Source organism: Aliiroseovarius sp. CAU 1755 (assembly GCF_054482655.1).
Genome location: NZ_JBTLRH010000001.1, coordinates 246,868 through 266,560, shown reverse-complemented (window position 1 = coordinate 266,560; position 19,693 = coordinate 246,868). Strand labels below are relative to the sequence as shown.

Annotated in this window: 23 protein-coding genes and 1 tRNA gene; 7 read left to right on the top strand and 17 right to left on the bottom strand. The window is 58.4% G+C overall.

The window, feature by feature from the left end; genetic code table 11:
- Nucleotides 1-28: 28 nt before the first annotated feature.
- Nucleotides 29-1,231 carry a tryptophan synthase subunit beta gene (gene trpB, locus ACXYMP_RS01330; protein ID WP_298566848.1) on the bottom strand — a complete coding sequence of 401 codons (1,203 nt, stop codon included), beginning with the start codon at nt 1,229-1,231 and terminating at the stop codon, nt 29-31.
- A gap of 146 nt (nt 1,232-1,377) precedes the next feature.
- Entirely contained in the window at nt 1,378-1,797 is a 420-nt protein-coding gene (lysM, locus tag ACXYMP_RS01325; RefSeq protein WP_298566847.1) for a peptidoglycan-binding protein LysM, read from the bottom strand.
- 166 nt (nt 1,798-1,963) lie between these two features.
- Here lysM and ACXYMP_RS01320 point away from each other — a divergent pair, with 166 nt between their 5' ends.
- Nucleotides 1,964-2,305 (top strand): DUF2853 family protein, encoded by a 342-nt coding sequence (locus ACXYMP_RS01320; protein WP_458903843.1) that lies wholly within the window; start codon nt 1,964-1,966, stop codon nt 2,303-2,305.
- 248 nt (nt 2,306-2,553) lie between these two features.
- Here ACXYMP_RS01320 and ACXYMP_RS01315 read toward each other — a convergent pair whose 3' ends face one another.
- From ACXYMP_RS01315 to tsaD, 5 genes are read right to left on the bottom strand one after another with little or no spacing between them, the layout of a single operon-like run.
- A complete protein-coding gene (locus ACXYMP_RS01315) occupies nt 2,554-2,940 on the bottom strand; it encodes a DUF1761 domain-containing protein (protein WP_298566845.1) in 387 nt (128 codons plus the stop codon).
- Between the two features lie 48 nt (nt 2,941-2,988).
- Nucleotides 2,989-3,420 (bottom strand): EVE domain-containing protein, encoded by a 432-nt coding sequence (locus ACXYMP_RS01310; RefSeq protein ID WP_298566843.1) that lies wholly within the window; start codon nt 3,418-3,420, stop codon nt 2,989-2,991.
- The gene (locus ACXYMP_RS01305) at nt 3,420-3,692 is read right to left on the bottom strand and encodes a YciI family protein (RefSeq protein ID WP_458903841.1); all 273 of its coding nucleotides are present in this window, start codon (nt 3,690-3,692) and stop codon (nt 3,420-3,422) included. The genes ACXYMP_RS01310 and ACXYMP_RS01305 overlap by 1 nt, the downstream gene beginning before the upstream one ends.
- Before the next feature lies 1 nt (nt 3,693).
- Complete coding sequence (locus ACXYMP_RS01300) at nt 3,694-4,641, bottom strand: NAD(P)H-dependent glycerol-3-phosphate dehydrogenase (RefSeq protein WP_298566841.1); 948 nt, start codon at nt 4,639-4,641, stop codon at nt 3,694-3,696.
- Nucleotides 4,638-5,735, bottom strand: a complete 1,098-nt coding sequence (gene tsaD / locus ACXYMP_RS01295; RefSeq protein ID WP_458903838.1) for a tRNA (adenosine(37)-N6)-threonylcarbamoyltransferase complex transferase subunit TsaD — start codon at nt 5,733-5,735, stop codon at nt 4,638-4,640. Before tsaD ends, ACXYMP_RS01300 begins: the two co-directional genes overlap by 4 nt.
- 92 nt (nt 5,736-5,827) lie before the next feature.
- Between tsaD and ACXYMP_RS01290 the strand changes: the two genes are divergently transcribed.
- The 4 genes from ACXYMP_RS01290 (at nt 5,828) to ACXYMP_RS01275 (ending at nt 9,625) form a co-directional block, all read left to right on the top strand.
- Nucleotides 5,828-6,520: a uroporphyrinogen-III synthase gene (locus tag ACXYMP_RS01290; protein WP_298566839.1), complete on the top strand. Its 693-nt coding sequence runs from the start codon at nt 5,828-5,830 to the stop codon at nt 6,518-6,520.
- Between the two features lie 84 nt (nt 6,521-6,604).
- The gene (locus tag ACXYMP_RS01285) at nt 6,605-7,867 is read left to right on the top strand and encodes a COG4223 family protein (RefSeq protein ID WP_458903836.1); all 1,263 of its coding nucleotides are present in this window, start codon (nt 6,605-6,607) and stop codon (nt 7,865-7,867) included.
- 10 nt (nt 7,868-7,877) lie between these two features.
- Entirely contained in the window at nt 7,878-9,380 is a 1,503-nt protein-coding gene (locus ACXYMP_RS01280) for a heme biosynthesis protein HemY (RefSeq protein ID WP_298566837.1), read from the top strand.
- Nucleotides 9,381-9,549: 169 nt separating this feature from the next.
- Nucleotides 9,550-9,625, top strand: a tRNA-Thr gene (locus ACXYMP_RS01275).
- 118 nt (nt 9,626-9,743) lie between these two features.
- Here ACXYMP_RS01275 and ACXYMP_RS01270 read toward each other — a convergent pair.
- From ACXYMP_RS01270 to ACXYMP_RS01240, 7 genes are all read right to left on the bottom strand, one after another.
- Entirely contained in the window at nt 9,744-10,268 is a 525-nt protein-coding gene (locus ACXYMP_RS01270) for a DUF3833 domain-containing protein (protein ID WP_298566836.1), read from the bottom strand.
- Between the two features lie 90 nt (nt 10,269-10,358).
- Entirely contained in the window at nt 10,359-11,072 is a 714-nt protein-coding gene (locus tag ACXYMP_RS01265; RefSeq protein ID WP_298566835.1) for a hypothetical protein, read from the bottom strand.
- Nucleotides 11,073-11,123: 51 nt separating this feature from the next.
- Nucleotides 11,124-11,684 carry a DUF3833 domain-containing protein gene (locus ACXYMP_RS01260; protein WP_298566833.1) on the bottom strand — a complete coding sequence of 187 codons (561 nt, stop codon included), beginning with the start codon at nt 11,682-11,684 and terminating at the stop codon, nt 11,124-11,126.
- Nucleotides 11,681-12,907: an MFS transporter gene (locus ACXYMP_RS01255; RefSeq protein ID WP_458903833.1), complete on the bottom strand. Its 1,227-nt coding sequence runs from the start codon at nt 12,905-12,907 to the stop codon at nt 11,681-11,683. Before ACXYMP_RS01255 ends, ACXYMP_RS01260 begins: the two co-directional genes overlap by 4 nt.
- Nucleotides 12,907-13,416, bottom strand: coding sequence for a hypothetical protein (locus tag ACXYMP_RS01250; RefSeq protein WP_458903831.1), 510 nt, complete (start codon nt 13,414-13,416; stop codon nt 12,907-12,909). The genes ACXYMP_RS01255 and ACXYMP_RS01250 overlap by 1 nt, the downstream gene beginning before the upstream one ends.
- Nucleotides 13,403-14,566, bottom strand: coding sequence for an SAM-dependent methyltransferase (locus tag ACXYMP_RS01245; RefSeq protein WP_298566830.1), 1,164 nt, complete (start codon nt 14,564-14,566; stop codon nt 13,403-13,405). The genes ACXYMP_RS01250 and ACXYMP_RS01245 overlap by 14 nt, the downstream gene beginning before the upstream one ends.
- Nucleotides 14,517-15,848 (bottom strand): NAD(P)/FAD-dependent oxidoreductase, encoded by a 1,332-nt coding sequence (locus ACXYMP_RS01240; RefSeq protein WP_298566829.1) that lies wholly within the window; start codon nt 15,846-15,848, stop codon nt 14,517-14,519. Before ACXYMP_RS01240 ends, ACXYMP_RS01245 begins: the two co-directional genes overlap by 50 nt.
- Nucleotides 15,849-16,002: 154 nt before the next feature.
- On the opposite strand from ACXYMP_RS01240, the gene ACXYMP_RS01235 reads away from it, so the two are divergent.
- Together ACXYMP_RS01235 and ACXYMP_RS01230 are read left to right on the top strand one after the other, a co-directional pair.
- A complete protein-coding gene (locus tag ACXYMP_RS01235; protein ID WP_458903828.1) occupies nt 16,003-16,794 on the top strand; it encodes a DUF1365 domain-containing protein in 792 nt (263 codons plus the stop codon).
- On the top strand, nt 16,791-17,516 hold the full coding sequence (locus ACXYMP_RS01230; protein WP_458903826.1) for an SDR family NAD(P)-dependent oxidoreductase: 726 nt from the start codon (nt 16,791-16,793) through the stop codon (nt 17,514-17,516). The genes ACXYMP_RS01235 and ACXYMP_RS01230 overlap by 4 nt, the downstream gene beginning before the upstream one ends.
- A 115-nt stretch (nt 17,517-17,631) precedes the next feature.
- Here ACXYMP_RS01230 and ACXYMP_RS01225 read toward each other — a convergent pair whose 3' ends face one another.
- The 3 genes from ACXYMP_RS01225 to ACXYMP_RS01215 all read right to left on the bottom strand — a co-directional run bounded on the left by ACXYMP_RS01225 (nt 17,632) and on the right by ACXYMP_RS01215 (nt 19,602).
- Nucleotides 17,632-18,147: a fasciclin domain-containing protein gene (locus ACXYMP_RS01225; RefSeq protein ID WP_298566827.1), complete on the bottom strand. Its 516-nt coding sequence runs from the start codon at nt 18,145-18,147 to the stop codon at nt 17,632-17,634.
- Between the two features lie 187 nt (nt 18,148-18,334).
- Nucleotides 18,335-18,970, bottom strand: a complete 636-nt coding sequence (locus ACXYMP_RS01220; protein ID WP_298566825.1) for a ChrR family anti-sigma-E factor — start codon at nt 18,968-18,970, stop codon at nt 18,335-18,337.
- Nucleotides 18,967-19,602: a sigma-70 family RNA polymerase sigma factor gene (locus tag ACXYMP_RS01215; RefSeq protein ID WP_298566824.1), complete on the bottom strand. Its 636-nt coding sequence runs from the start codon at nt 19,600-19,602 to the stop codon at nt 18,967-18,969. The genes ACXYMP_RS01220 and ACXYMP_RS01215 overlap by 4 nt, the downstream gene beginning before the upstream one ends.
- Nucleotides 19,603-19,693: the final 91 nt, after the last annotated feature.

Sequence of the window (19,693 nt, the reverse complement as noted above, 5' to 3'; positions counted from 1 at the left end):
ACCATTGCGGGTGCAGGGCCAAGCTGGATTAGTCACCAAATCCGAACGTCTCGGTCACATAGTCGATGTCTTTATCGCCACGGCCCGACAGGTTGATCAGGATCGACTTGCCGGGGTTTTTCGGCGCTTCGCGCATCGCGAAGGCCACCGCATGGGCGCTTTCCAAGGCTGGAATGATCCCTTCGTGGCGGCTGAGCGCATAGAAAGCATCCAGCGCCTCTTTGTCATTGGCAGAGGTATAGTTGGCCTTACCAGTGCGATAGAGATGCGCGTGCTCTGGCCCGACACCGGGGTAATCCAGACCCGAGGCGACCGTGTGCACAGGCGCGGGATCACCCTTTTCGTCCTTCAGAACCATGGTGCGGAAGCCGTGGATATCGCCATCTTCACCGAACGAGATGGTCGCGGCGTGATCGCCCAGCTTGGACGAGGTGCCCATCGGCTCCACCCCATGCAGCGATACGTCTTCATCGTCGATAAAGCCTGAAAACAGGCCCATCGCGTTCGAGCCGCCGCCGACACAAGCCGCGACCATATCCGGCAGACCGCCGGTCATCTCAAGGAATTGTTCACGGGATTCGACGCCCACGATATGCTGAAAATCACGCACGATCAGCGGGAAGGGATGGGGGCCGACGACCGACCCGATGGCGAAAAGGGCGGTGTCCGCCTGACCCATATAGCTTTCAAAGGCGCTGTCCACAGCCTCTTTCAGCGAACGTCCGCCGAACCCCACAGGCACAACTTCAGCGCCCAACAGCTTCATCCGGGTAACGTTCGGGGCTTCTTTGGCAATGTCGATTTCGCCCATGTGAATTTCGCATTCCAGCCCGAAATAGGCGGCAGCGGTCGCCAAGGCGACCCCGTGTTGCCCCGCACCAGTTTCGGCCATCAGCTTTTTCTTGCCCATGAACTTGGCCAGCAAACCCTCGCCCATACAGTGGTTCAGCTTGTGCGCGCCCGTGTGGTTCAGATCTTCGCGCTTGGCGTAAATCTGTGCACCATTTGACAGGTTCGACAGGTTCTTGAGGTAAGAGATCGGCGTGGGCCGCCCCTGGAAATGTTTGCGGATATGGCGCAGCTCGGCGATGAAATCGGCTGATTTTGAGATGCGGTCATACGCCTCGCGAATTTCCTTGAAATGAGGCTCCAACGGCGGGGGCAGCATCGCGCCACCGTAATTGCCGAACATGCCGTCACGGGTCGGAGTGGATTTTAGATATGATGCCATCTTGTCTTATGTCCTCGCTTGCAAGTTTCGTGGGATCAGACAGCGACTTCCCTTTTGTCACAAGTCAAAAATTGCCGCAGGGGGATATGGCAACAAAAAAAGCGGCCCGCGCCAAGACGGACCGCTTTGAATACGAACAGTGCAGATCAGCTGGGGATGCGCAGCTTCTGGCCCGGATAAATCAGGTCAGGATCTTTCAACATTGGCTTGTTGGCCTCGAAGATTTTTTTGTAGTGCGCGCCATTGCCCATGGTTTTTTCAGCGATCGCCCAAAGTGTGTCACCTTTTTCGACAGTGTGGAATGTCGGCTCGCCCTCAAGATCGGCTTCGACCTCGGCGACGCCTTCGACGTTGCCGACCGCCAGAATGACCTTCTCGCGATCTTCCGCACTTAGGTTTTCGCCGCCTTTTACGGTGACTTTCTCGCCGTCCACCTTGATGTCCAAGCTGGATGTGTCGATGCCAAGATCGGCCACTTCCTTGTTCAGCGTGTCAGCGGATGCGCCTTCATCACCGCCTCCGAAAAGCGATTTTCCCGCGCCTTTCACAAAACTCCATAGACCCATTGTTACCTCCATGACTAAAAAATTGGTGTCGCAACCATCCTGCGCGAAAACCGCGGGGAAACATAGGGGGAATACAAAGGTAAACTTTTCCTTTGATAGAGCCCGTTTTGAGCCTAGTCTTTGGCATGGATTGGGCTTGGCCCGTTAGTAACTATGGGAGACCGAAATGGGTAAACGTGACGAACTGATCGCCAAATATGCTGACGATCTGAAAACGAAGTGTGGCATGACACCGGATATGGACCTTTTGACAAAGGTTACCATCGGCTGCGGCCCTGCGATTTACAACGCCGATGCGTCGACCGTCGCAGCGGGTCAAGATAGCGAACTTGAGACCGTCAAAGATAATTTTCTGGTCAAGAAGCTTGGCTTGGCTGACGGACCGCAATTGATGGATGCCATCAACGCCGTGATCAACACCTATGGCCGCAGCGAACGTAACAAGTATCGCGCTGTCGTATATTACATGCTGGTCAAGCATTTCGGGAAAGAGTCCGTTTACAGCTAAGTTTTGAAACGGTTCCAAAGGGCGCGGCCAATTTGGCGGCGCCTTTTTTGTTGAAAAAGCGTTAACACGTTGATTTTGAATAAGTTTGCTTACAAAGCATCGTTGCAACCAGACGCACTGGCCGCTAGGTTGCTTGAGAAGGCTAGGACGGCCGGACCCTTTTTTACAGAGACACGTGTGGTGCTGGGGAGCACGTGGGGTGGAAAGGAGGGGTCTGAGACGTCGGCCCCTCCTTTTTTGTTTTCAGATCAGAACAGCCCCAGAACAAGGCCGATCGCTGTGCAGCCACCCGCCGCATAGCCGCCATCTATCCAGATCAGGCTTTTGTCTCGGTCGCTGAACATTACGTTGTTCACGATCCACGGCGCAGCGATGAACAGCCCCAGTCCCAAACCAGTAATCGCGCCTTTGCCGACTCCGTCGATCCCGGCCATGAAAAAGATGTGCCGCATCATGCCTGCGACGACAATCGCGCTGATAAAAGCCACGATGAAAGGCAGGGGCGAAGTGTCGACCGGTTTTCCATCTTCGTCGACCTGAATGCCAGTTGCTTTGACCCAGCGTTGAGCAAGCACCATGTACCAAATCGCTCCGAAAGCATAGCCGCCAATGGCTGCCACCAAGACCTGAAGCATGAACCTATCCTCCTATTTGCGCGTTCAGCAAATAGTATGGCACGGACCCTATGATTTGTCGCCGGTCGGCGCCTCGGACAGGGATAGAACGATGTCCCATTCGTCTTGCGTGACAGGTTGAACCGACAGGCGCGTGTTCTTGACCAGCGCCATTTCCGCAAGTCTTGGGTCTTCTTTGCACATTGCAAGCGTCACCGGTTGGTCAAGCGGCCGAATGGCTTTGATGTCCACGCAATCCCAGCGATCATCATCGGTCGTGCTGTCCGGGTGGCTTTCGGCGATCACTTCGACGATGCCCACGATCTCTTTTTCCTTCTGGGAGTGATAGAAGAACCCAAGATCACCTTTTTTCATCGCACGCATATTGTTGCGGGCTTGATAGTTGCGCACGCCGTCCCATTCTTCGCCCGCGTCACCTTTGGCAACCTGCTGGTCCCAGCTCCAGGTCGAGACTTCGGATTTGAAAAGCCAATATGCCATCAGCCCACAACCTTGTTCCAAGCTTCGATCCGCACATCGTCAAACAGCCCGGCCTTGGCATAGGGGTCGTTGTCAGCCCAAGCCTTGGCAGCTTGTCGATCGGGAACGTCCAAAATCAAAAGCGATCCGCACATGATGCCCTCTGCATCCAGAAAGGGACCAGCTTGCATGACGACGCCGGTGTCCTTGAGATAGGTAAGATGCGCATCGCGATTGGCTTTGCGCGTTTCGATGGCGCCGGGTTTGTCCGTGCAGATCAGTGCGAAAAGCATGTCATTCCTCCTTGAGCGGGCGGGCCAGAAGCAACTCTGCCGCCTCTTTGATTGTCAGGTGATTGTCCAGAACAGCCACGACCATGTCGGCAATCGGCATGTCCAGACCATCCTTTTTGGCTTGATTAGAGACTGCTTTTGCAGTGGCTCTGCCTTCGACCGTGGTGCCTTTGGGAAGGTCGCGTGCTTGCCCGAGTGCAAGCCCAAAGGCGAAGTTTCGCGACTTCTCAGAAGTGCAGGTTAGCACCAGATCTCCGAAGCCGGACAATCCGGCAAGCGTTTCAGCGCGTGCGCCGCGGGCCAGTGCAAACCGCTGCATTTCGGCATAGCCGCGCGTCACCAACGCAGCCCGTGCGCTTTCGCCCAACCCTGCTCCGATCGCGATACCGCACGCAATGGCCACTACATTCTTTAGCGCACCGCCAAGCTCGACTCCGATCAGGTCAGCGCTGCGATAAAGCCGCAGGTTCTCGGTTGATAGTGTCGATTGCAGGGATTGGTCCTTCGCTACGGCCAAGGTCAGCGCGGTGGGCAACCCGGCCGCGATATCGACGGCAAAGCTGGGGCCGGACAGGATGGCAGGGGTCGCGCTTGGGCAGGTGCGACGGATGATCTCGGCCGGGCCAAGTCCGGTCTCAAGATCAACTCCTTTACAGCAGGCAACGAGCGTCTTGCCCTCCAACGCATGCTGATGAGCGACGAGAAACTCGGACAGGCGTTGCATGGGAACCGCCAGCAAGATCACATCGGCTGCGGCGGCTGCCAAGAAATCCCCGGTCAAAGAGAGGCTTTGCGGGAAGGCGAACCCAGGCAAGCGGCGCTCGTTCTGGCGGGTCGCTTGCATATCGGATGGATCGCGCGCCCAAAGCGTGATCGGGCGGCCGTCGCGCGCCAAGGAAATGCCCAGTGCTGTGCCGAATGCGCCTGCGCCCATGACCGAGATGCTCATGCCTTTGCCCCCTTCTTTCCCGATCCAAGCATGGCAGGTGCCTGTTGGTCCAGTGGCCATCGTGGTCTGGCTTGCAGGGTCATGCCATCGCAGTCGCCAGCACGAAAGCGTTCCATTCCGGCCCAGGCGATCATTGCGGCGTTGTCTGTGCAAAGCGCCAATGGGGGGGCGAGAAAGCGGGTCTCAAATTCTGCGCAAACAGTCTCTAATTCAGCCCGAATGGCTAGGTTTGCTGCAACGCCACCTGCCACGGCGAAGGTCGCGTTGGCCGGATCAAGCGCCAAGTATTCGGTCAACGCGCGACGAGATTTTTCGGCCAGAACATCGCGGATCGCGGCTTGGAAGCCCGCGCAAAGGTCGGCACGATCTGCGCGGCGCAGGCCCCCGTGTTCAGCGACCAGACGGTCCCGCTCTCGCAGAAGTGCGGTTTTCAAACCGGAAAAGCTCATGTCGCAACCGGGTCTGTCCAAAAGTGGGCGCGGGAACCGAAAGCGGGAAGGGTCGCCCGACTGGGCCGCGGCCTCGACCGAGGGGCCACCGGGTTGCGGAAGAGCCAAAAGCTTGGCCGTCTTGTCGAAGGCTTCGCCGGGTGCGTCGTCAATTGTGCCGCCAAGCCGGGTGAAGTCCTGTGCGCCTTTGGCGATCAGAAACTGGCAATGCCCGCCCGAAATGAGCAGCATCAGATAGGGAAACGCGATCTGGTCGGTCAGGCGCGGGGTCAGCGCGTGACCCGCGAGATGGTTCACTCCGATCAGGGGCAGGCCCGACCCGGCCGCCAGACCTTTGGCGCACATGACGCCAGCCAGAACGCCTCCGATCAGGCCGGGGCCAGCGGTTACGGCGATGGCATCCATGTCCGAAAGGTTCAGATTTGCCTTCGTTAGAGCCTGTTCTACGCAAAGATCCAGCTTTTCGGTGTGCGCCCGAGCCGCAATCTCAGGCACAACGCCGCCGAAATCCGCGTGCAGATCGGTTTGGGACGCGACGACAGATGACAGGATCTGGGGCACTTGCGCATCGACCTGACGCACCACCGCCGCAGCCGTATCGTCGCAAGAGCTTTCCAAGCCAAGGATGGTCAAGGTTTCGGTCATGGTCTGGGTCTGCCTGTGCAGGGTCGGTTGCGGCAAGGGGTCTGGTCGGGGTAACACCACACGGAACACGAGACAATCCCGGCAGGCTTTCCATGTCCACCCAAAAGACACTTGTCCTGACACGTCCAGATGAAAGCGCGCGTTGCGTCGTTTCACAGATCAAGGCGCTATATGGTGGACCATTGTCGTGCGTGATGTCGCCCGTGATGGCGATCGAGCCGCTCGGGTCATGGCCGGATCTGTCCCCGTTCGCGACGCTTGTCGTGACATCGGCCCACGCTGTGCGGGGTCCGCTGTTGGGCAAACCAGTCTATTGCGTGGGGGAACGCACCGCGCAAGCCGTGATCGAGGCGGGTGGCGATCTCCGTCTTTGCGCACCAGACGCGGCGACGCTTTTGCCGTTGATGAAAACCGCCGTGCCAGACGCTCCTGTGGCCTATCTCCGTGGCGCGCATGTGGCCAGCGACATCGCCGGGGAATTGGCCGATCTGTCTGTTCCTTGCACAGGGTTTCAGGTGTATCGCCAGAGAGCGATTCCTTTGACGGATGACGCGCGACGGTTGCTTGAAGGGGATAAGCCTGCCATCCTTCCCCTATATTCACCCCGTTCTGCACGATTGGTTGGGGAAAGCATTTCACATGCAGGTGCGGGGCTTCATGTCATATCCATAAGCGCTGCGGCTGCGAATGCGTGGCGATCTGAAACAGGCGCAGGGTCAGAGATCGCCCCAGCCCCGACCGGGGCCGCAATGGTGAGCAGGATTGTCGCAGCCTTGACAGCCTGACCTTGCTTGAGCGTAGCAAGGTCGCAAGCTAAGCTACCTGTGCAAGTGCGTTATTTTTAGGTGAGATTCGAAAGGGTTCCGAAATTGGCCAAATCCCGCAAGACAGCCAAGGACAAAACCGACAAGGTCGAAGAGGCCGTTGTCACAGATGACGCGCAGCAAGTCGATGAGCCTGAAAAAGGCTCTGCGCCCACCGACGATCAAAAAGACACTGACAAAGGTCATGCCAAGCAGGCGCCAGCAGCGGGTGACGATCCAGCAGCCGAACCGAGTGAAGAGGTTGCCGAGGATGTCCAGCCTGACCCAGAGCCAAGCCCCACCGCGCCTGTCACCACCCCCCCTGTGCAGTCCGCCAAGCCGCGCCCGGTGGTGTTTCCGATGCTGTTGGGCGGTGCCGTGGCCGCCGCGTTGGGATTTGCCGCGGCGCGCTATCCGGACCAATGGCCCTTTGCCGCGCAACCCGATGTCGATCCTGTCCAAGCCGCGTTGTCGTCACTTGGCGACAGTGTCAGCGCGCTGGAAGGCACAACCGCGGCACAGTCAGAGACTTTGGCGGCCCTGCAAGCAGATGACGCTTTGGATCAGATGCGTGGTGAATTGAGCGGTGAGCTGGCTCAGATGCGCACCCAGTTCGATAGCCTGTCCACCAAGCTGGTCGAGCTTGAGAACCGCATTCACACGGTCGAAAAACTCCCCCAAGGGTCGGGTATGGAAGCGGCGGCTGCGGCGGCGGCTGCATATGAGCGTGAATTGCAGCAAATGCGCCAGATGCTGGATGACGAACTGGCCCGCATTTCTGACGCACAGGAAAACGCTCAAACGCTTGAGGTTAGCGCGGCAGAAGCGGCAAAAGCCGCCGCAGCCCGTGCCGCGATGGCGCGTGTGATGGCAGCCCTGGCCACCGGGCGCCCGTATGGGGATGCTTTGTTCGACGTGACGCAAAATGCCAGCGTCGAAGCGCCACCTGCCTTGCTGGCCCACGCGGATGAGGGTGTTCCCACGCAATCAGCGCTGCAGGCGACCTTCCCCGAAGCGGCGCGTGCGGCGCTTGACGCATCGGTCCGTGCGGCCGTGGAGGATGGGTCGATGGATCGTGTTACGGCCTTTTTGCGCACCCAATTGGGCGCGCGTTCATTAGAGCCGAAAGAGGGCGATGATCCCGACGCGATCCTCTCGCGGGCTGAGGCCGCGTTGAAAGAGGGGCGTCTTGACGTTGCCCTGACCGAATTGGAGGCCATGCCCGATGCAGGAAAACCTGAATTGGCGCCATGGATCGCGCAGGCGACAGCCCGCAAGGACGCACTTGCGGCTGGCGAAGCGCTCGCCCAGCACGTGAACAGCAATTAAGGACGCGCCGATGCTTTGGTCTCTTTTCAAGATTATTCTTTTCGTTGCCGCAATCGCGCTTTTGACGCTGGGCGCCGGGGTTCTGATGGAAACCGACGGTGGTATTCGGGTCGCCATTGGCGCGACCGAGTTCAATCTGGAGCCGCTTCAAGCCGTGATTGCCGGGGTCTTGTTGGTGCTGGCCATTTGGCTTGCCATCGTGGTGTTGGGATTGCTGGTTGCCTTCGTTCGGTTCGTGAATGGTGATGAAACCGCGATCTCACGCTATTTCGACCGCTCGCGCGAACGCAAAGGCTACGAGGCGTTGGCCGAAGGGCTGATGGCGCTGGCTTCTGGCGAAGGGAATGCTGCGGTGTCCAAGGCTGCGCGGGCCGAAAAATATCTGCGCCGCCCCGAACTGACGAACCTGCTAACAGCGCAGGCCGCTGAAATGGCGGGTGACAAGCGCAAAGCGGCAGAGGTCTACAAGCGACTTTTGAAAGATGAACGCACCCAGTTCGTTGGTGTGCGCGGGATCATGAAACAAAAGCTTGCAGAGGGTGATACCGAAACGGCGATGAAGCTTGCGCAAAAAGCGTTTGCTCTGAAACCGCGCCACACTGAGACTCAGGATGTGCTGCTGGGTTTGCAGGCCCGTCACAATGATTGGGCGGGGGCGCGCAAGACGTTGGGCGCAAAGCTGAAATACGGCGCTCTGCCGCGAGACGTGCACAAGCGGCGCGATGCTGTTCTGGCCCTGTCCGAGGCAAAAGGCGTGCTGAACGAAGGCAATGATGTCGAAGCCCGCGAGGCAGCCATTGAAGCGAACAAGTTGTCGCCCGATCTGGTGCCCGCCGCCGTGATGGCCGCGCGGTCCTATCTTGAAAAGGGAAAGCCACGATATGCCTCGCGCGTTCTGGTCAAGGCATGGACGGCACAACCGCATCCCGATATTGCCGCCGCATTCGCTGAAATCGCACCGGATGAAACGCCGGTTGAACGGCTGAACCGGTTCCGCGCGTTGACCAAACATCGCGAGGGTGACCCCGAAACCCGAATGCTGGTCACCGAGCTGAATATTTCCGCCAAGGATTTCACCACGGCACGCGCTGCGCTGGGCGACCTGCCTGACACGATCCCCAGTCAACGCGCGCTGACGCTTTTGGCTGCGATCGAACGAGGCGAAGGCGCAGAGGATCAAAAGGTTCGCGCGCTTCTGGCGCGTGCTGTCACGGCCCCACGTGGTCCGCAATGGGTGTGCGAGAACTGCAACCATGTGCATGCTGCGTGGTCCCCGGTCTGCGATGGCTGCGATGGGTTTGACACATTGGCCTGGAAGCCAGCCCCCGAAACCGAAGGGGCGATGCAAGGTGGCGCAGAGATGCTGCCTCTGATCGTTGGGGAAACCACCGACGTTCCTGATATCTTTGAACCGGACGAAGATGCGGCCGATGATCAGGACGGCGTAGATGTGGTCGAGGCTGAAATCATCGAGCCGGATTCAGCCACGCCCAAGGGCGCGACAAACGGATAGCTCTGCGGCGTTCTGCGCCTGCCCGGACATCTTGGGGCACAGGTTGACCCGTGCCGCGACACCACGCGAACCACGGTAGCTATGTGCAAGAATTCCACTTGCGCTGGCGGTTGCACGCGTCTAAAAACCCGCACGCTGCCAGATCGCCAAGCGATGCGGCAACATGTGGGCCGCTGTAGCTCAGCTGGTAGAGCACGTCATTCGTAATGATGGGGTCGGAGGTTCGAGTCCTCTCAGCGGCACCACTTCTTCAAGTCAAATCGAACGCGATCAGATTGGTCGGGTGTCTCAACTAAGAAACGCTCAACTGGCTGAACGGTTTCTTCAGATGCAGGCAGAGCCGCAGGTGCAGCGCAATCGAGCCTACGTCTTTTCGAAAACGATGATCGCTTCACCGATCCTGACGCCATAACGCGAGACGTAAGCTCGGTTGAGAACGCGGTCGTCCGTCATGAGCCACATCCAATCGTCGAAATCGACCCGCATCGTGCCGTCTTTGATCGGCAGGTCGATCCGGTAGGCCCAATTGAAGGTGTCACCTTTTTCGACGCCTTTCGCCTCGCCCAGCACGCCGGGGGCGGACCCCGTCCACGTGTCTTCGCCGGTTTTGCGAAGGGTCCAAACCCGCTGTTCGGTCGCGCCATCGTCATAGGTGAAATCTTCGACAAGCGTCAGGGTCTGTCCGTCCCAAGTTCCATTGATCTGCACGTCAAAGCGGCGCGCGACGGTTCCGAACAGGTCCTGGAACTGGCCATGGGCAACGGTTGTGCCTTCAAAGAACTCTTCAAGGTTCAACTCGCGTGTGGACAGCGTTTCGTCGTCAAGGCTGGGTGCACCAGCGCAAGCGCCTAGCGTGACAAGTGACAGGGCGGCAATGAGCTTTTTCATGGCGGATCTCGCTTTCGTCTGTGTCGGGGCTAGAATGGATACGGTCGAAAGCAGCGGGTGGATCAAAATGACGGTTGCAAGTCGTTCCGTTCAGCGGCGCTGGGCTTGAAGAACGCGGGCCCCCAATGCAACAATTCCAACCGTGGCAAGTGCGATAATCAGCCAGTTTCCTTTGCTTGCGTTCGCGGCAATGACACCTGCCAGCGCCCAGATGATCGCAAGTGGATAGCCCCATTCATCCTGCCGAAGCGACTGCACCCAAAGCGCCACCGCCAACACAGCCACCAGCATCGTCAGGGCAGCCGTTTGTGGAGACAGAAGCCCATAGCCCCCCAACACAACGCCGGTGCCGACGCCAGTCGCAGCCGTTAGCCATCCGGCATAAAGCGCAACGGGGCGCATCTGCCAGACGCGGTTGGCTGACCCGGCGCGCAACATCGCGATGATTGCCGTGACCGCCATCACGAAGATCATCACCGTCGCAAGGACCGGCGCGGCGTTGGCAACCGCCACCCAAAAAACGCCAATGCCAAGGCTGACCGCAAGCGGCATCCGCATCGCGCGCCAGTCTGGATCGAACGGGGCCTTCCACAGGCCCCATCCCGCGCCGGCGATCAGCCAAATGTAGATCACACCCCAAATACTGAACGCCCAGCCTGCAGGCTGGATTGGCCAGAAATCCTGCACCACGGGAAACTGGTCCGGGCTATAGCCCGCGAACCCCGGTGTCAGGGCGGGGGACAAGGCAAATGCGATGGTCAGAATGAATGTAAGAATAGCAAGTGTCGGGGTGTCACGTGTCATCGCGATTGCCTTTCTTTAACTGCGGATCGGGGTGAAGGCCGATGCGTTGGTTCAAGGTTGCTCTGCCGGATCGGGTCGCATGGTTGCGATCAACTCAGCGACCTTTAGGCCGAATTTGCGCATTTCTGATTTGTTCATGATCACACCGTTTTCCGTGAGGTAAAGCCAGTCGGTCGCGGTCAGCGTGTGACCGCCAGCCTCTTCTGGCAGCACGATCTTGTAGCGCATCATCACCGTCGAACCAGAAATCGTGCCCTTCGCTTCGCCAACGATATCGTCGGCGGTCGCGGTGAACGTGTTGTCGGGGCCAAGTTTCAGGAACCATTTGCGGTTTTGCTGCTTTCCGTTGGAATAGGTGAAGCTTTCACTAAGTGTGCCAGTGTCTCCGTCCCACTCGCCCACCATCTCGGCGACAAAGCTGTTGGTCATCTTGCCGTTCGGCCCATAGATCAGGCCCTCGGACAGAAGCCGCCCTGACAGATGCTGCTTGAGCGAAAAGGTTGGTGTGCTTGCGGCATAGTCCTCGGGTGTTTGGCCCCGAAAGCTGAGGAACATGTTTTTGGCGGCGATGGCTGCGAGAATAAGCAGCAGGAAGACTGAGAGAGTTTTCATCTTGTTCGTTCCTCTGTCGGAAGCGCCAGCACAAGGGCAAGGGCGCATATTTTCAGAATGCAAGGCACTATGGCATAGGCGATGTTGAGCGTGGTCAAAGCCTCGGCGCTGTTTACATCTCCGGGGGTGAAGCCGCTTTGTTCAAGCATGGGAAGGGTCGCAAAGGCTGCAAGGGCAAGACCCAGTTTGCCGGCAAATGACCAGATGCCAAATGCTGTCGAGGCGCTAAGCCCTGCTTTGGTCAGGACGACTGAAAACATCGCGGGCAGAACCACCATATCCGCCCCTAGGGCTGCGCCAGATGCCACGCAGATTGCCGCGAAACCTGCCAAGTTTCCCGGCGCCAGAAAACCTGCCCCGACGAAGCCAAGGATCGACAACGGCATTGCGATCAGCAGGGTCTGTTTTGGCCCGACACGATGGCTGAGCCGTGTCCAAAGCGGCACGCTCAAACCAGCACACAGAAAGAAAAGGATCAGCAGCGGACCGGCTTTGCCGGGCAGAAGAAGGCGGTCTTCGACGAAAAACAGAAACAAGGTCGAGGTGATCGCCACGGGCAGGCTGTTGACCAAGGCAAGGATCAAAAGTCGTGTCGCGCCAGAGTTGGTTAGTCCCGACAGCGAAAGCGTGTCACCAAGAACGGGGGGACGCCGCCAGATGGGCCGTGTCGCAATCGCAACCCCGATCGAAAGCACGCCCAGAAAAAGCCCAAACGCCGGGTAGCCCCGACCCGAGGCACCCATCGCGAAGAATACGCCGGGCGCAATGGCGGCGATGACGACACCGGCCAGCATGCCGACCTCGCGAAAGGCGGCAAGGGTCATCAATTCGTCGGCGTCGGGCTGCTTGGCCAGGGTCGCGCTGCGCCCATAAAGCAGGATCATCCCGAGGCTGTAGGCGGAAAACAGAAGCACAAGCACCGCCACCAGTTTAGGTGTCGCGGCCTGTCCGGGCTCCAGCGCGAAAAGAAGCGGAAACCCGATGGCAAGCCCGACCGCTGCTGAAACGGCAAAAGTCGCTTGCGCCCGTGGCCAGCGGTCGATAGCCCACCCAAACATTGGGTCCTGAACAAGATCGATCAGCCGGATCACCACAAGGATGGTGCCGATCATGCCCAAGCTGATCCCAAGATTGACCGACGCAAAGCGCGGAAGGTGGATGTAGAGAGGGATTCCCGCCGCAGCCAGCATTAAGGCATACAAGCTGACCCGTGGATAAAGCATCACGACCCCGTCAGTTTTCGCGTGAAGGATCTTGATCGCGTGTTGTCACCCACAAAAATGCCCATGAATCGGGTTTTTATCTGGGGGTGTGTCAGGGTGCAGGTGCGTATGCCGTTGCGCCAGAACCCGACCTTATCCGCGCCGTTTGACACGGCCAGATAGCGGTCGCCTTTGTTGACCGCATCGAAGCAAGTGTTCAATTGCGCCTCTAGCGGAAGTGCGCTGCCGGTGCGTTTGAATTCGCGCAGCGTTGCCTCGACCAGATCGTATTGTGTCAGATTGCGCAGATAGGTCAGCTCGATTCCGAAATCTTGGTTCCAATCCAATGCAGCGCCGCCAACCGTGAACAACCGCGCCTGATACAGCGGCAATCCCAGAAAGCGCAGTGTGGCGGTGCCGCGCACCTCGGCCCCCGGAAGTGCTGCGGCGGCCACGTTGCTTTGCGCCAGTGCAGGCGCCGGCGCTGTGGCCAGCAAGACCAAGGTCAGCAGAGTTCTAAGCACGCGCATGAGCCAGCTCCACCTGAACAACGTTTGTGTGGCCGACGGCAAAGGATGCCGCGCAAATCTCAAGGTAGTATTGCCAATTGCGCTGGAACGCTTCGCCATAGCCCATCTCGGCGATCTTGCGTTTTTGGGCCGTGAAGCGTTCGGCCCAGATGCGGCAGGTTTTGGCATAGTCCTGACCGAAGGCAAAATTGTCCTGCACCTGCAACCCTGCCTTGCGCGCCTGGTCGTCAATCACGCTGTCAGACAGAAGCATCCCGCCGGGAAAAACATACTGACGGATGTAGTCGGACGAGGTTTTGTAGGTTTCAAAAAAGCTGTCTTTGACGGTGATCGCCTGCAAAAGAACCCGGCCGCCGTCTGCAAGATTGTCCTTCAGAACCGAGAAATAGCTGGGCCAATAGCGCGCGCCCACAGCCTCAATCATCTCGATCGAGACGATGTTGTCGTATTTTCCGTTGATGTCGCGATAGTCGCGAAGCTGAATATCGGCGCGCCCGTCCAGACGGCATTCCGCGTAGGAGTGTTGGTTGCGCGAGATTGTCACGCCCGTCACATCACGGCCAACATGGGTCGCGTGTTCAGCGAACCCACCCCAGCCGCAGCCGATTTCCAGCACACGTTCGCCCGCCCCAAGCCGGGACAGCGCGCGCGCGTTCTTGCGGGTTTGGGCGTCGGTCAGGTCATCGCTGCCATCGGCGAATATGCCAGATGAATAGGTCATGCCCTCATCCAGCCACAAATGATAAAATTCGTTGCCAACGTCATAATGCGACCGGATATTCTTGCGCGACCCACGGCGGGAATTTGCCCGCAGCATGGTGTCGACCAGCCGGAATTTCGCCCGGTTCAGTACGCTCGCCTGATCGTAGCTGCCAAGGTGATCACGGTTGCGCATGGCGACCGACATCAGCGTTTCAATCGACGGCGTGTCCCACATGCCTTGCACGTAGGTTTCGCCCAGACCGACCTGCCCATGCGCGGCCATGGCAGATACTGCCGCCCAATCACGGATCACCATCTCGGCCTCGGGGCCGGACGTGCCGAAATGATAGCTGTCACCTTCGGGCGTGCGCAGGGTCAGTTGACCCTCGCGCAGCCGTTCACAGGTGGACAGAAATTCCGACTTCAGGGCTTTGTTGGTCAAACGCAATTTCTGTTCCTTTCAAAGGATGGTCTTTGTTGATCAGCCGGACGATGCGCATGGCGCTTGCGATGCCGTCCTCATGAAAGCCGTGGCGATTGTAGGCCCCGGCAAACCATGTGCGGTTCATGCCCTGCATCGCGCGAATGCGTGCCTGCGCCTGCAAAGCGGGTTTGTCGAACACGGGGTGGGCAAATTCGACCTCGTCGTAGATCTTGTCGGCTGGGATTTCCGAGGATGGGTTCAGCGTCACGAAAAGCGGGTCATCTTCGGGGATGTTCTGAAGCTTGTTCATCCAATAGGTCACCCCAATCGCGCCATCTTGCGACCGATACGCCCAGCTTGACCAACAGGCTTTGCGCTTGGGCATCTGTCCCGGATCGCAATGGAGCACGGCCTTGTTCGGCTGGTAACGAATGCTGCCAAGCGCCGAGGCTTCAAGGTCTGTCGCGTCGTCGCCCAGCATGGCAAGTGCCTGATCTGAATGGCATGCCAGAATGATGTCATCATAGCCCTTGTCACAGGCGGTTGCTGTCTGAACGGTCACGCCATAGGGCATGCGCTGCACACCGGTGACCGGAGCATTTTTGCGGATGTCCACTGCACGGCCCTGCAGGGCAGCCTCAAGCCGTTTGACGTATTCGATGCTGCCACCTTTGACGGTCCACCATTGATGCTCGCCCGCGCCTGCAAGCAGGGCGTGATTGCGGAAAAACTGCACAAGGGATTTCGCCGGGAACTGGTCGACCTCGGCCACAGGTGTGGACCAGATCGCGCCACACATCGGCATCAGGTAGTTGTTGCGAAACCATGCCCCCAAGCGCAGCTCGTCGACCAGCTCGCCGATCGTCGTGTCATCATTCTTGGCGGTCGCTTCGGCGTGTTTGCCGAACCGCAGGATGTCGGCAACCATCTTGTAGAACTGTGGCCGCAGTAGGTTTCGCCGCTGTGCGGTGATGCATTTCAGGCTGCTCAGCCCGTATTCAATGCGCCCGTTGTCGATGCTTGCGCCAAAGCTCATCACGCTTTTGGTGACTGGCACGTCCAGGTCCCGAAACAGGCGCGTCAGATAGGGGTAAGTGACATAGTTGAACACTATGAAACCCGTATCCACAGGCTGGTCACCGTTCTTGCCGGCAATGACGGTGCGTGCGTGACCACCAAGGCGCGGGGCGGCTTCATACAGGGTCACGTCATGGTTGGGGGAAAGATAATAGGCCGCGGAAAGGCCAGAGATACCGCCTCCGACAATGGCAATTTTCTTGCGGGGGCCTCGCTGTTGGTCGAGCATTCAAGCCTCTTATTTCAAGTTCTATAGAGGCATTACGATGCGGCGCCCTCTCTGGATCAAAAAAAGCCAATCAAGAAATAGGCTTGGCTGCGTCTGATGGTCGGTCGGAAAATTGCCCAACGACCAGACTTTGCATGATCCAAAGCCCGCCACGATGCGTATACACTCTATCATGATGGACCATATCCAAGCCAAAACCTTGCACGCCCGGCGTGGCAGCCTGAAAAACGCTTTCACCTATGGCGTTGATTTCGTGCTGTGCGATCCCGCGACGGATACGCCACCCGCCCTTCTGTCCCGCAATCGCTTCAACCTTTGGTCCTTGTGGGACAAACATCACGGAGGGCCACGTGGCGAAGGGCGTGGTCTTGACTGGTTCAGGGATGAGTTGGCCCAGCGCGGGCTTGCACCTGACGACTATTCGCTCGTGTTGTTGACGCAGCCGAGCTTCCTTTGGTTTCACTTTAACCCAGTCAGCTTTTGGATCGCGACCAAGGACGGCACGCCGCGTGCCTTCATCGCCGAGGTGAACAACACCTTCGGCCATCGCCACTGTTATTTCTGTGCCCATGACGATCTGCGGCCTATCGAAAAGCGCGACTCGATCATTGCTGAAAAGCTGATGCATGTCTCGCCGTTTCAGAAGGTCGAAGGTCAGTATCGCTTTAACTTTGGCATGACGGATGCCGCGTTCGATATCCGTATCCTGTATGAAAATGGAGACCAGGGCGTGTTGGCGACGTTGGAAGGCGCGCGCAAACCGGCGACCAACCGATCGCTTGGCTGGGCGGCGGTGCGGCGCCCACTTGGCGCGGCACGGGTGGTCGCGTTGATCTATTGGCAGGCGCTTATTCTTTATCTGAAGCGCGCGCCGTTTCTGCGAAAGCCTGCGCCACCCACCCCTTTGGTGTCTGATAGTCAGACCTATCGTGGAGATCAGAAATGACTGACTTCGCAGGAAAAACCTATTGGTTGATCGGTGCCAGCGAGGGGTTGGGCCGTGCCCTGGCCAAAGACCTGAGCGCAGAGGGCGCAAATCTTGTCATCTCGGCGCGTAGCGAAGACCGCTTGCAAAGTTTGCGCGACGAGGTCGGAGACGCGCGTGTCGTCGCCTTTGACGTGACAGACCCGGCCGCTGTGCAACAGGCCGTTCACGCGGCAGGGGATGTCGATGGCATCATCTACAACGCTGGCGCTTATGACCCGATGCGCGCGACCGAGTGGGAGAGCCAATCCGCCCTGACCATGTGCGAAGTCAACTTCATGGGTGCCATGCGCGTATTGGGCGAAGTGGTGCCAAACCTTGTCCGCAAGGGCCAAGGCGACATCACGCTTGTTGGGTCCTTGGCGGGCTATAGCGGGTTGCCAGCGTCGATCGGATATGGTGCCAGCAAGGCGGCGATGGTCAGCCTGGCAGAAACCATGCGCCACGACCTGAGGGATACGGGCGTTCTGGTGCGGTTGGTCAATCCGGGCTTCATCAAGACCCGGCTGACGCAGAAAAACGAATTCAAGATGCCGCAGCTTATGACCCCCGAGGTTGCCGCGAAACACGTGCTGAAAGCGATGCGTCGCAGCCGGTTCAGAACCGATTTCCCCGCGCCGTTTTCGTGGTTTATTTGCAGCCTGGCTTTCTTGCCAGACCTGCTGGTCTATCGCGGCCGTTAAGGTTGGATGCGTCCAGCCACGAAGCTTTTTCATCGTGAATGCCAAACAAAAAATGCCGACCCAACAGGGGTCGGCATAACTCTTTTGGAAGCGTGGTGGGCGCAAAGCCCCTTCATTAGTGACAGGCGGGGCGCTTGCCGGGCAGAAGAACCTTGTCAATCACGTGGATCACACCGTTATCTGCCATGATGTCTGCAATCACGACATTTGCCATCTCGCCGGTTCCGTCCGCGATCTTCACACCATCTGCGCCCGCCGAGATGCAAAGGCGTGCACTGGTCAGGGCGGGTTTGAAGTAGTTGGAGCCCTGCGGGATCATGCCCGCGGTCAGTTTGCGATCGTCAACGTGATACAGAAGCACATCGGTCAGCTTCCCCTTGTTTTCGGGCTTCAAAAGTGTTTCGACCGTGCCGTCTGGCAGGGCTGCAAAAGCGTCATTGACCGGGGCATAGACTGTGAAGGGACCGGGGCCGGAAAGCGTATCCGCAAGACCCGCTGCGGTAACGGCAGCCACCAAGGTCGAGAAGCGGTCGTCGGCGGCGGCAATCTCAACTATGTTGTCGGCTTTTGCGGCGGTGGCCGAAACTGTCAGGGCCAGTGCAATGGCGGCAGATTTGAGCGTGGTTTTCATGGTTTGATCTCCGAGTTGGCAGGCACAAGGCCCTTGTGAATTTGTGTTCGTATAAGGGTTACGCAGGGCAGCATAATCCGGTTCACCGACTCACGGGAATGTGAGGCAAAGGTGTGCAAGATGCTGAAAACAAAAAAGAACCAGCAAGAATGTTGCTGGTTCTTTGAGTGTCGACGGGGATGGCTGCTTAGATTTTGAAGAACGGTTGCAGCAGGCGGGGCAACAGGGCATGAAACCGCAATGGCGCATCGGTGGCTGCAAGACAAATGCAGGGGTCACCTTGGTTCGCTGTTGGCGTGTGCTCCAGGTCCTCGTCGGCAATCTCCAGATCTCCAACTCCAAACCGGCCGGTTTCGTCGCTGAAACTGCCCTGAAGAACCAAGGTCAGCTCAAGCCCATTATGTCCGTGGTCAGGCACGGCTTGTCCCGGCGGGATGTAAAGCAGCCGCACAGACCCTTCTTGGTTAGACGACAGGATCGACTGCCGCACACCCATGCCAAGGGTCTTCCAGTTCGGTTCCTTGCCCTCAAGCGCCTGCATGACGGGCCCAGGGTAAATCCCGCTGCGCGTATAGGTCACTTCGCGCGGGGCAGGGGCGTCCAGTTGGGCAAGAATGTCAGATTTCAGGTGGTCTGAAACCGTCACGCTGTCTGTTGCATCCAGCACCGCCCCGCCAATCGCCTGATGAGCCTCGAGCGCCGCCCGGCAATGGACGCAAAGCGACACATGGGTCGCCACGACGACAGCAAAGGCATGGGGAAGTGTACCAGCAGCATAAGCGGCCAGCATCGCGTCGGGTGTATGGTGGGTGATCGCGTTCATTGTCGCATTGCCTTCAACTCGTGCCTTAACCGATCCAACCCGAGGCGGATGCGGGACTTTATTGTGCCAAGTGGAAGACCAGTCTGGTCGCTGATCTCTTGATGGGTCAGCTCGCCAAGATAGGCCTTTTCGATGATCTCGCGCTGCTCAGGTTTGAGCGTCGAGAGGGCTTGTTTCAGTTTCCCGGTCTCTTGTTCCACCGCCAATATCTGGCTGGCATCAGGTTCAGAGCCCGGATCTTCGGCCAATTCGTCAGGAATGGGCCGGTTGTATTTACGCGCAATGTCGATCTGTCGATTGCGCGCGATTTGATAAACCCATGCCGAGACTTGCGCCCGGTGCGGGTCGAACATGTGAGCCTTGCGCCACACCGTCAGCATCACATCCTGCACAATCTCTTCGGCATTGTGAGCCGAGCTTCCGGTGCGCATGATGAACCCCTTAAGCCGGGGCGCAAAGTGATCAAACAGGGCTCCGAACGCATCGCGGTCACGGGTATCGCGCACCGCAAGCATCCATCTGGTTTCCTGCGAAATCTCAGGGTCTTTCTGCGACACTGGTTTTCCTTCAAAACGGCGCACCTTGGGCGCTGGGCGCCGGGTGGGTGGGGGATCAAGGGTCAGTGTCAACATAACTCCATTACGAACGCATTTGTAAGATGGATCAGTTTTGCGAGAATATTTTCTGCACACCACCGACGTCACCAACGCCGCGCCGCAGGGC

Coding starts and splice junctions, on each gene's coding strand:
- lysM (WP_298566847.1), bottom strand. CDS start 1,797: ATGGGTCTATGGAGTTTTGTGAAAGGCGCGGGAAAATCGCTTTTCGGA.
- ACXYMP_RS01220 (WP_298566825.1), bottom strand. CDS start 18,970: ATGAACGCGATCACCCACCATACACCCGACGCGATGCTGGCCGCTTAT.
- ACXYMP_RS01225 (WP_298566827.1), bottom strand. CDS start 18,147: ATGAAAACCACGCTCAAATCTGCCGCCATTGCACTGGCCCTGACAGTT.
- ACXYMP_RS01320 (WP_458903843.1), top strand. CDS start 1,964: ATGGGTAAACGTGACGAACTGATCGCCAAATATGCTGACGATCTGAAA.
- ACXYMP_RS01260 (WP_298566833.1), bottom strand. CDS start 11,684: ATGAAAACTCTCTCAGTCTTCCTGCTGCTTATTCTCGCAGCCATCGCC.
- tsaD (WP_458903838.1), bottom strand. CDS start 5,735: ATGACCGAAACCTTGACCATCCTTGGCTTGGAAAGCTCTTGCGACGAT.
- ACXYMP_RS01305 (WP_458903841.1), bottom strand. CDS start 3,692: ATGCTTTTCGCACTGATCTGCACGGACAAACCCGGCGCCATCGAAACG.
- ACXYMP_RS01310 (WP_298566843.1), bottom strand. CDS start 3,420: ATGGCATATTGGCTTTTCAAATCCGAAGTCTCGACCTGGAGCTGGGAC.
- ACXYMP_RS01240 (WP_298566829.1), bottom strand. CDS start 15,848: ATGCTCGACCAACAGCGAGGCCCCCGCAAGAAAATTGCCATTGTCGGA.
- ACXYMP_RS01280 (WP_298566837.1), top strand. CDS start 7,878: ATGCTTTGGTCTCTTTTCAAGATTATTCTTTTCGTTGCCGCAATCGCG.
- ACXYMP_RS01290 (WP_298566839.1), top strand. CDS start 5,828: ATGTCCACCCAAAAGACACTTGTCCTGACACGTCCAGATGAAAGCGCG.
- ACXYMP_RS01300 (WP_298566841.1), bottom strand. CDS start 4,641: ATGAGCATCTCGGTCATGGGCGCAGGCGCATTCGGCACAGCACTGGGC.
- ACXYMP_RS01230 (WP_458903826.1), top strand. CDS start 16,791: ATGACTGACTTCGCAGGAAAAACCTATTGGTTGATCGGTGCCAGCGAG.
- ACXYMP_RS01235 (WP_458903828.1), top strand. CDS start 16,003: ATGCGTATACACTCTATCATGATGGACCATATCCAAGCCAAAACCTTG.
- ACXYMP_RS01215 (WP_298566824.1), bottom strand. CDS start 19,602: ATGTTGACACTGACCCTTGATCCCCCACCCACCCGGCGCCCAGCGCCC.
- ACXYMP_RS01315 (WP_298566845.1), bottom strand. CDS start 2,940: ATGCTTCAGGTCTTGGTGGCAGCCATTGGCGGCTATGCTTTCGGAGCG.
- ACXYMP_RS01270 (WP_298566836.1), bottom strand. CDS start 10,268: ATGAAAAAGCTCATTGCCGCCCTGTCACTTGTCACGCTAGGCGCTTGC.
- ACXYMP_RS01250 (WP_458903831.1), bottom strand. CDS start 13,416: ATGCGCGTGCTTAGAACTCTGCTGACCTTGGTCTTGCTGGCCACAGCG.
- ACXYMP_RS01265 (WP_298566835.1), bottom strand. CDS start 11,072: ATGACACGTGACACCCCGACACTTGCTATTCTTACATTCATTCTGACC.
- trpB (WP_298566848.1), bottom strand. CDS start 1,231: ATGGCATCATATCTAAAATCCACTCCGACCCGTGACGGCATGTTCGGC.
- ACXYMP_RS01255 (WP_458903833.1), bottom strand. CDS start 12,907: ATGCTTTATCCACGGGTCAGCTTGTATGCCTTAATGCTGGCTGCGGCG.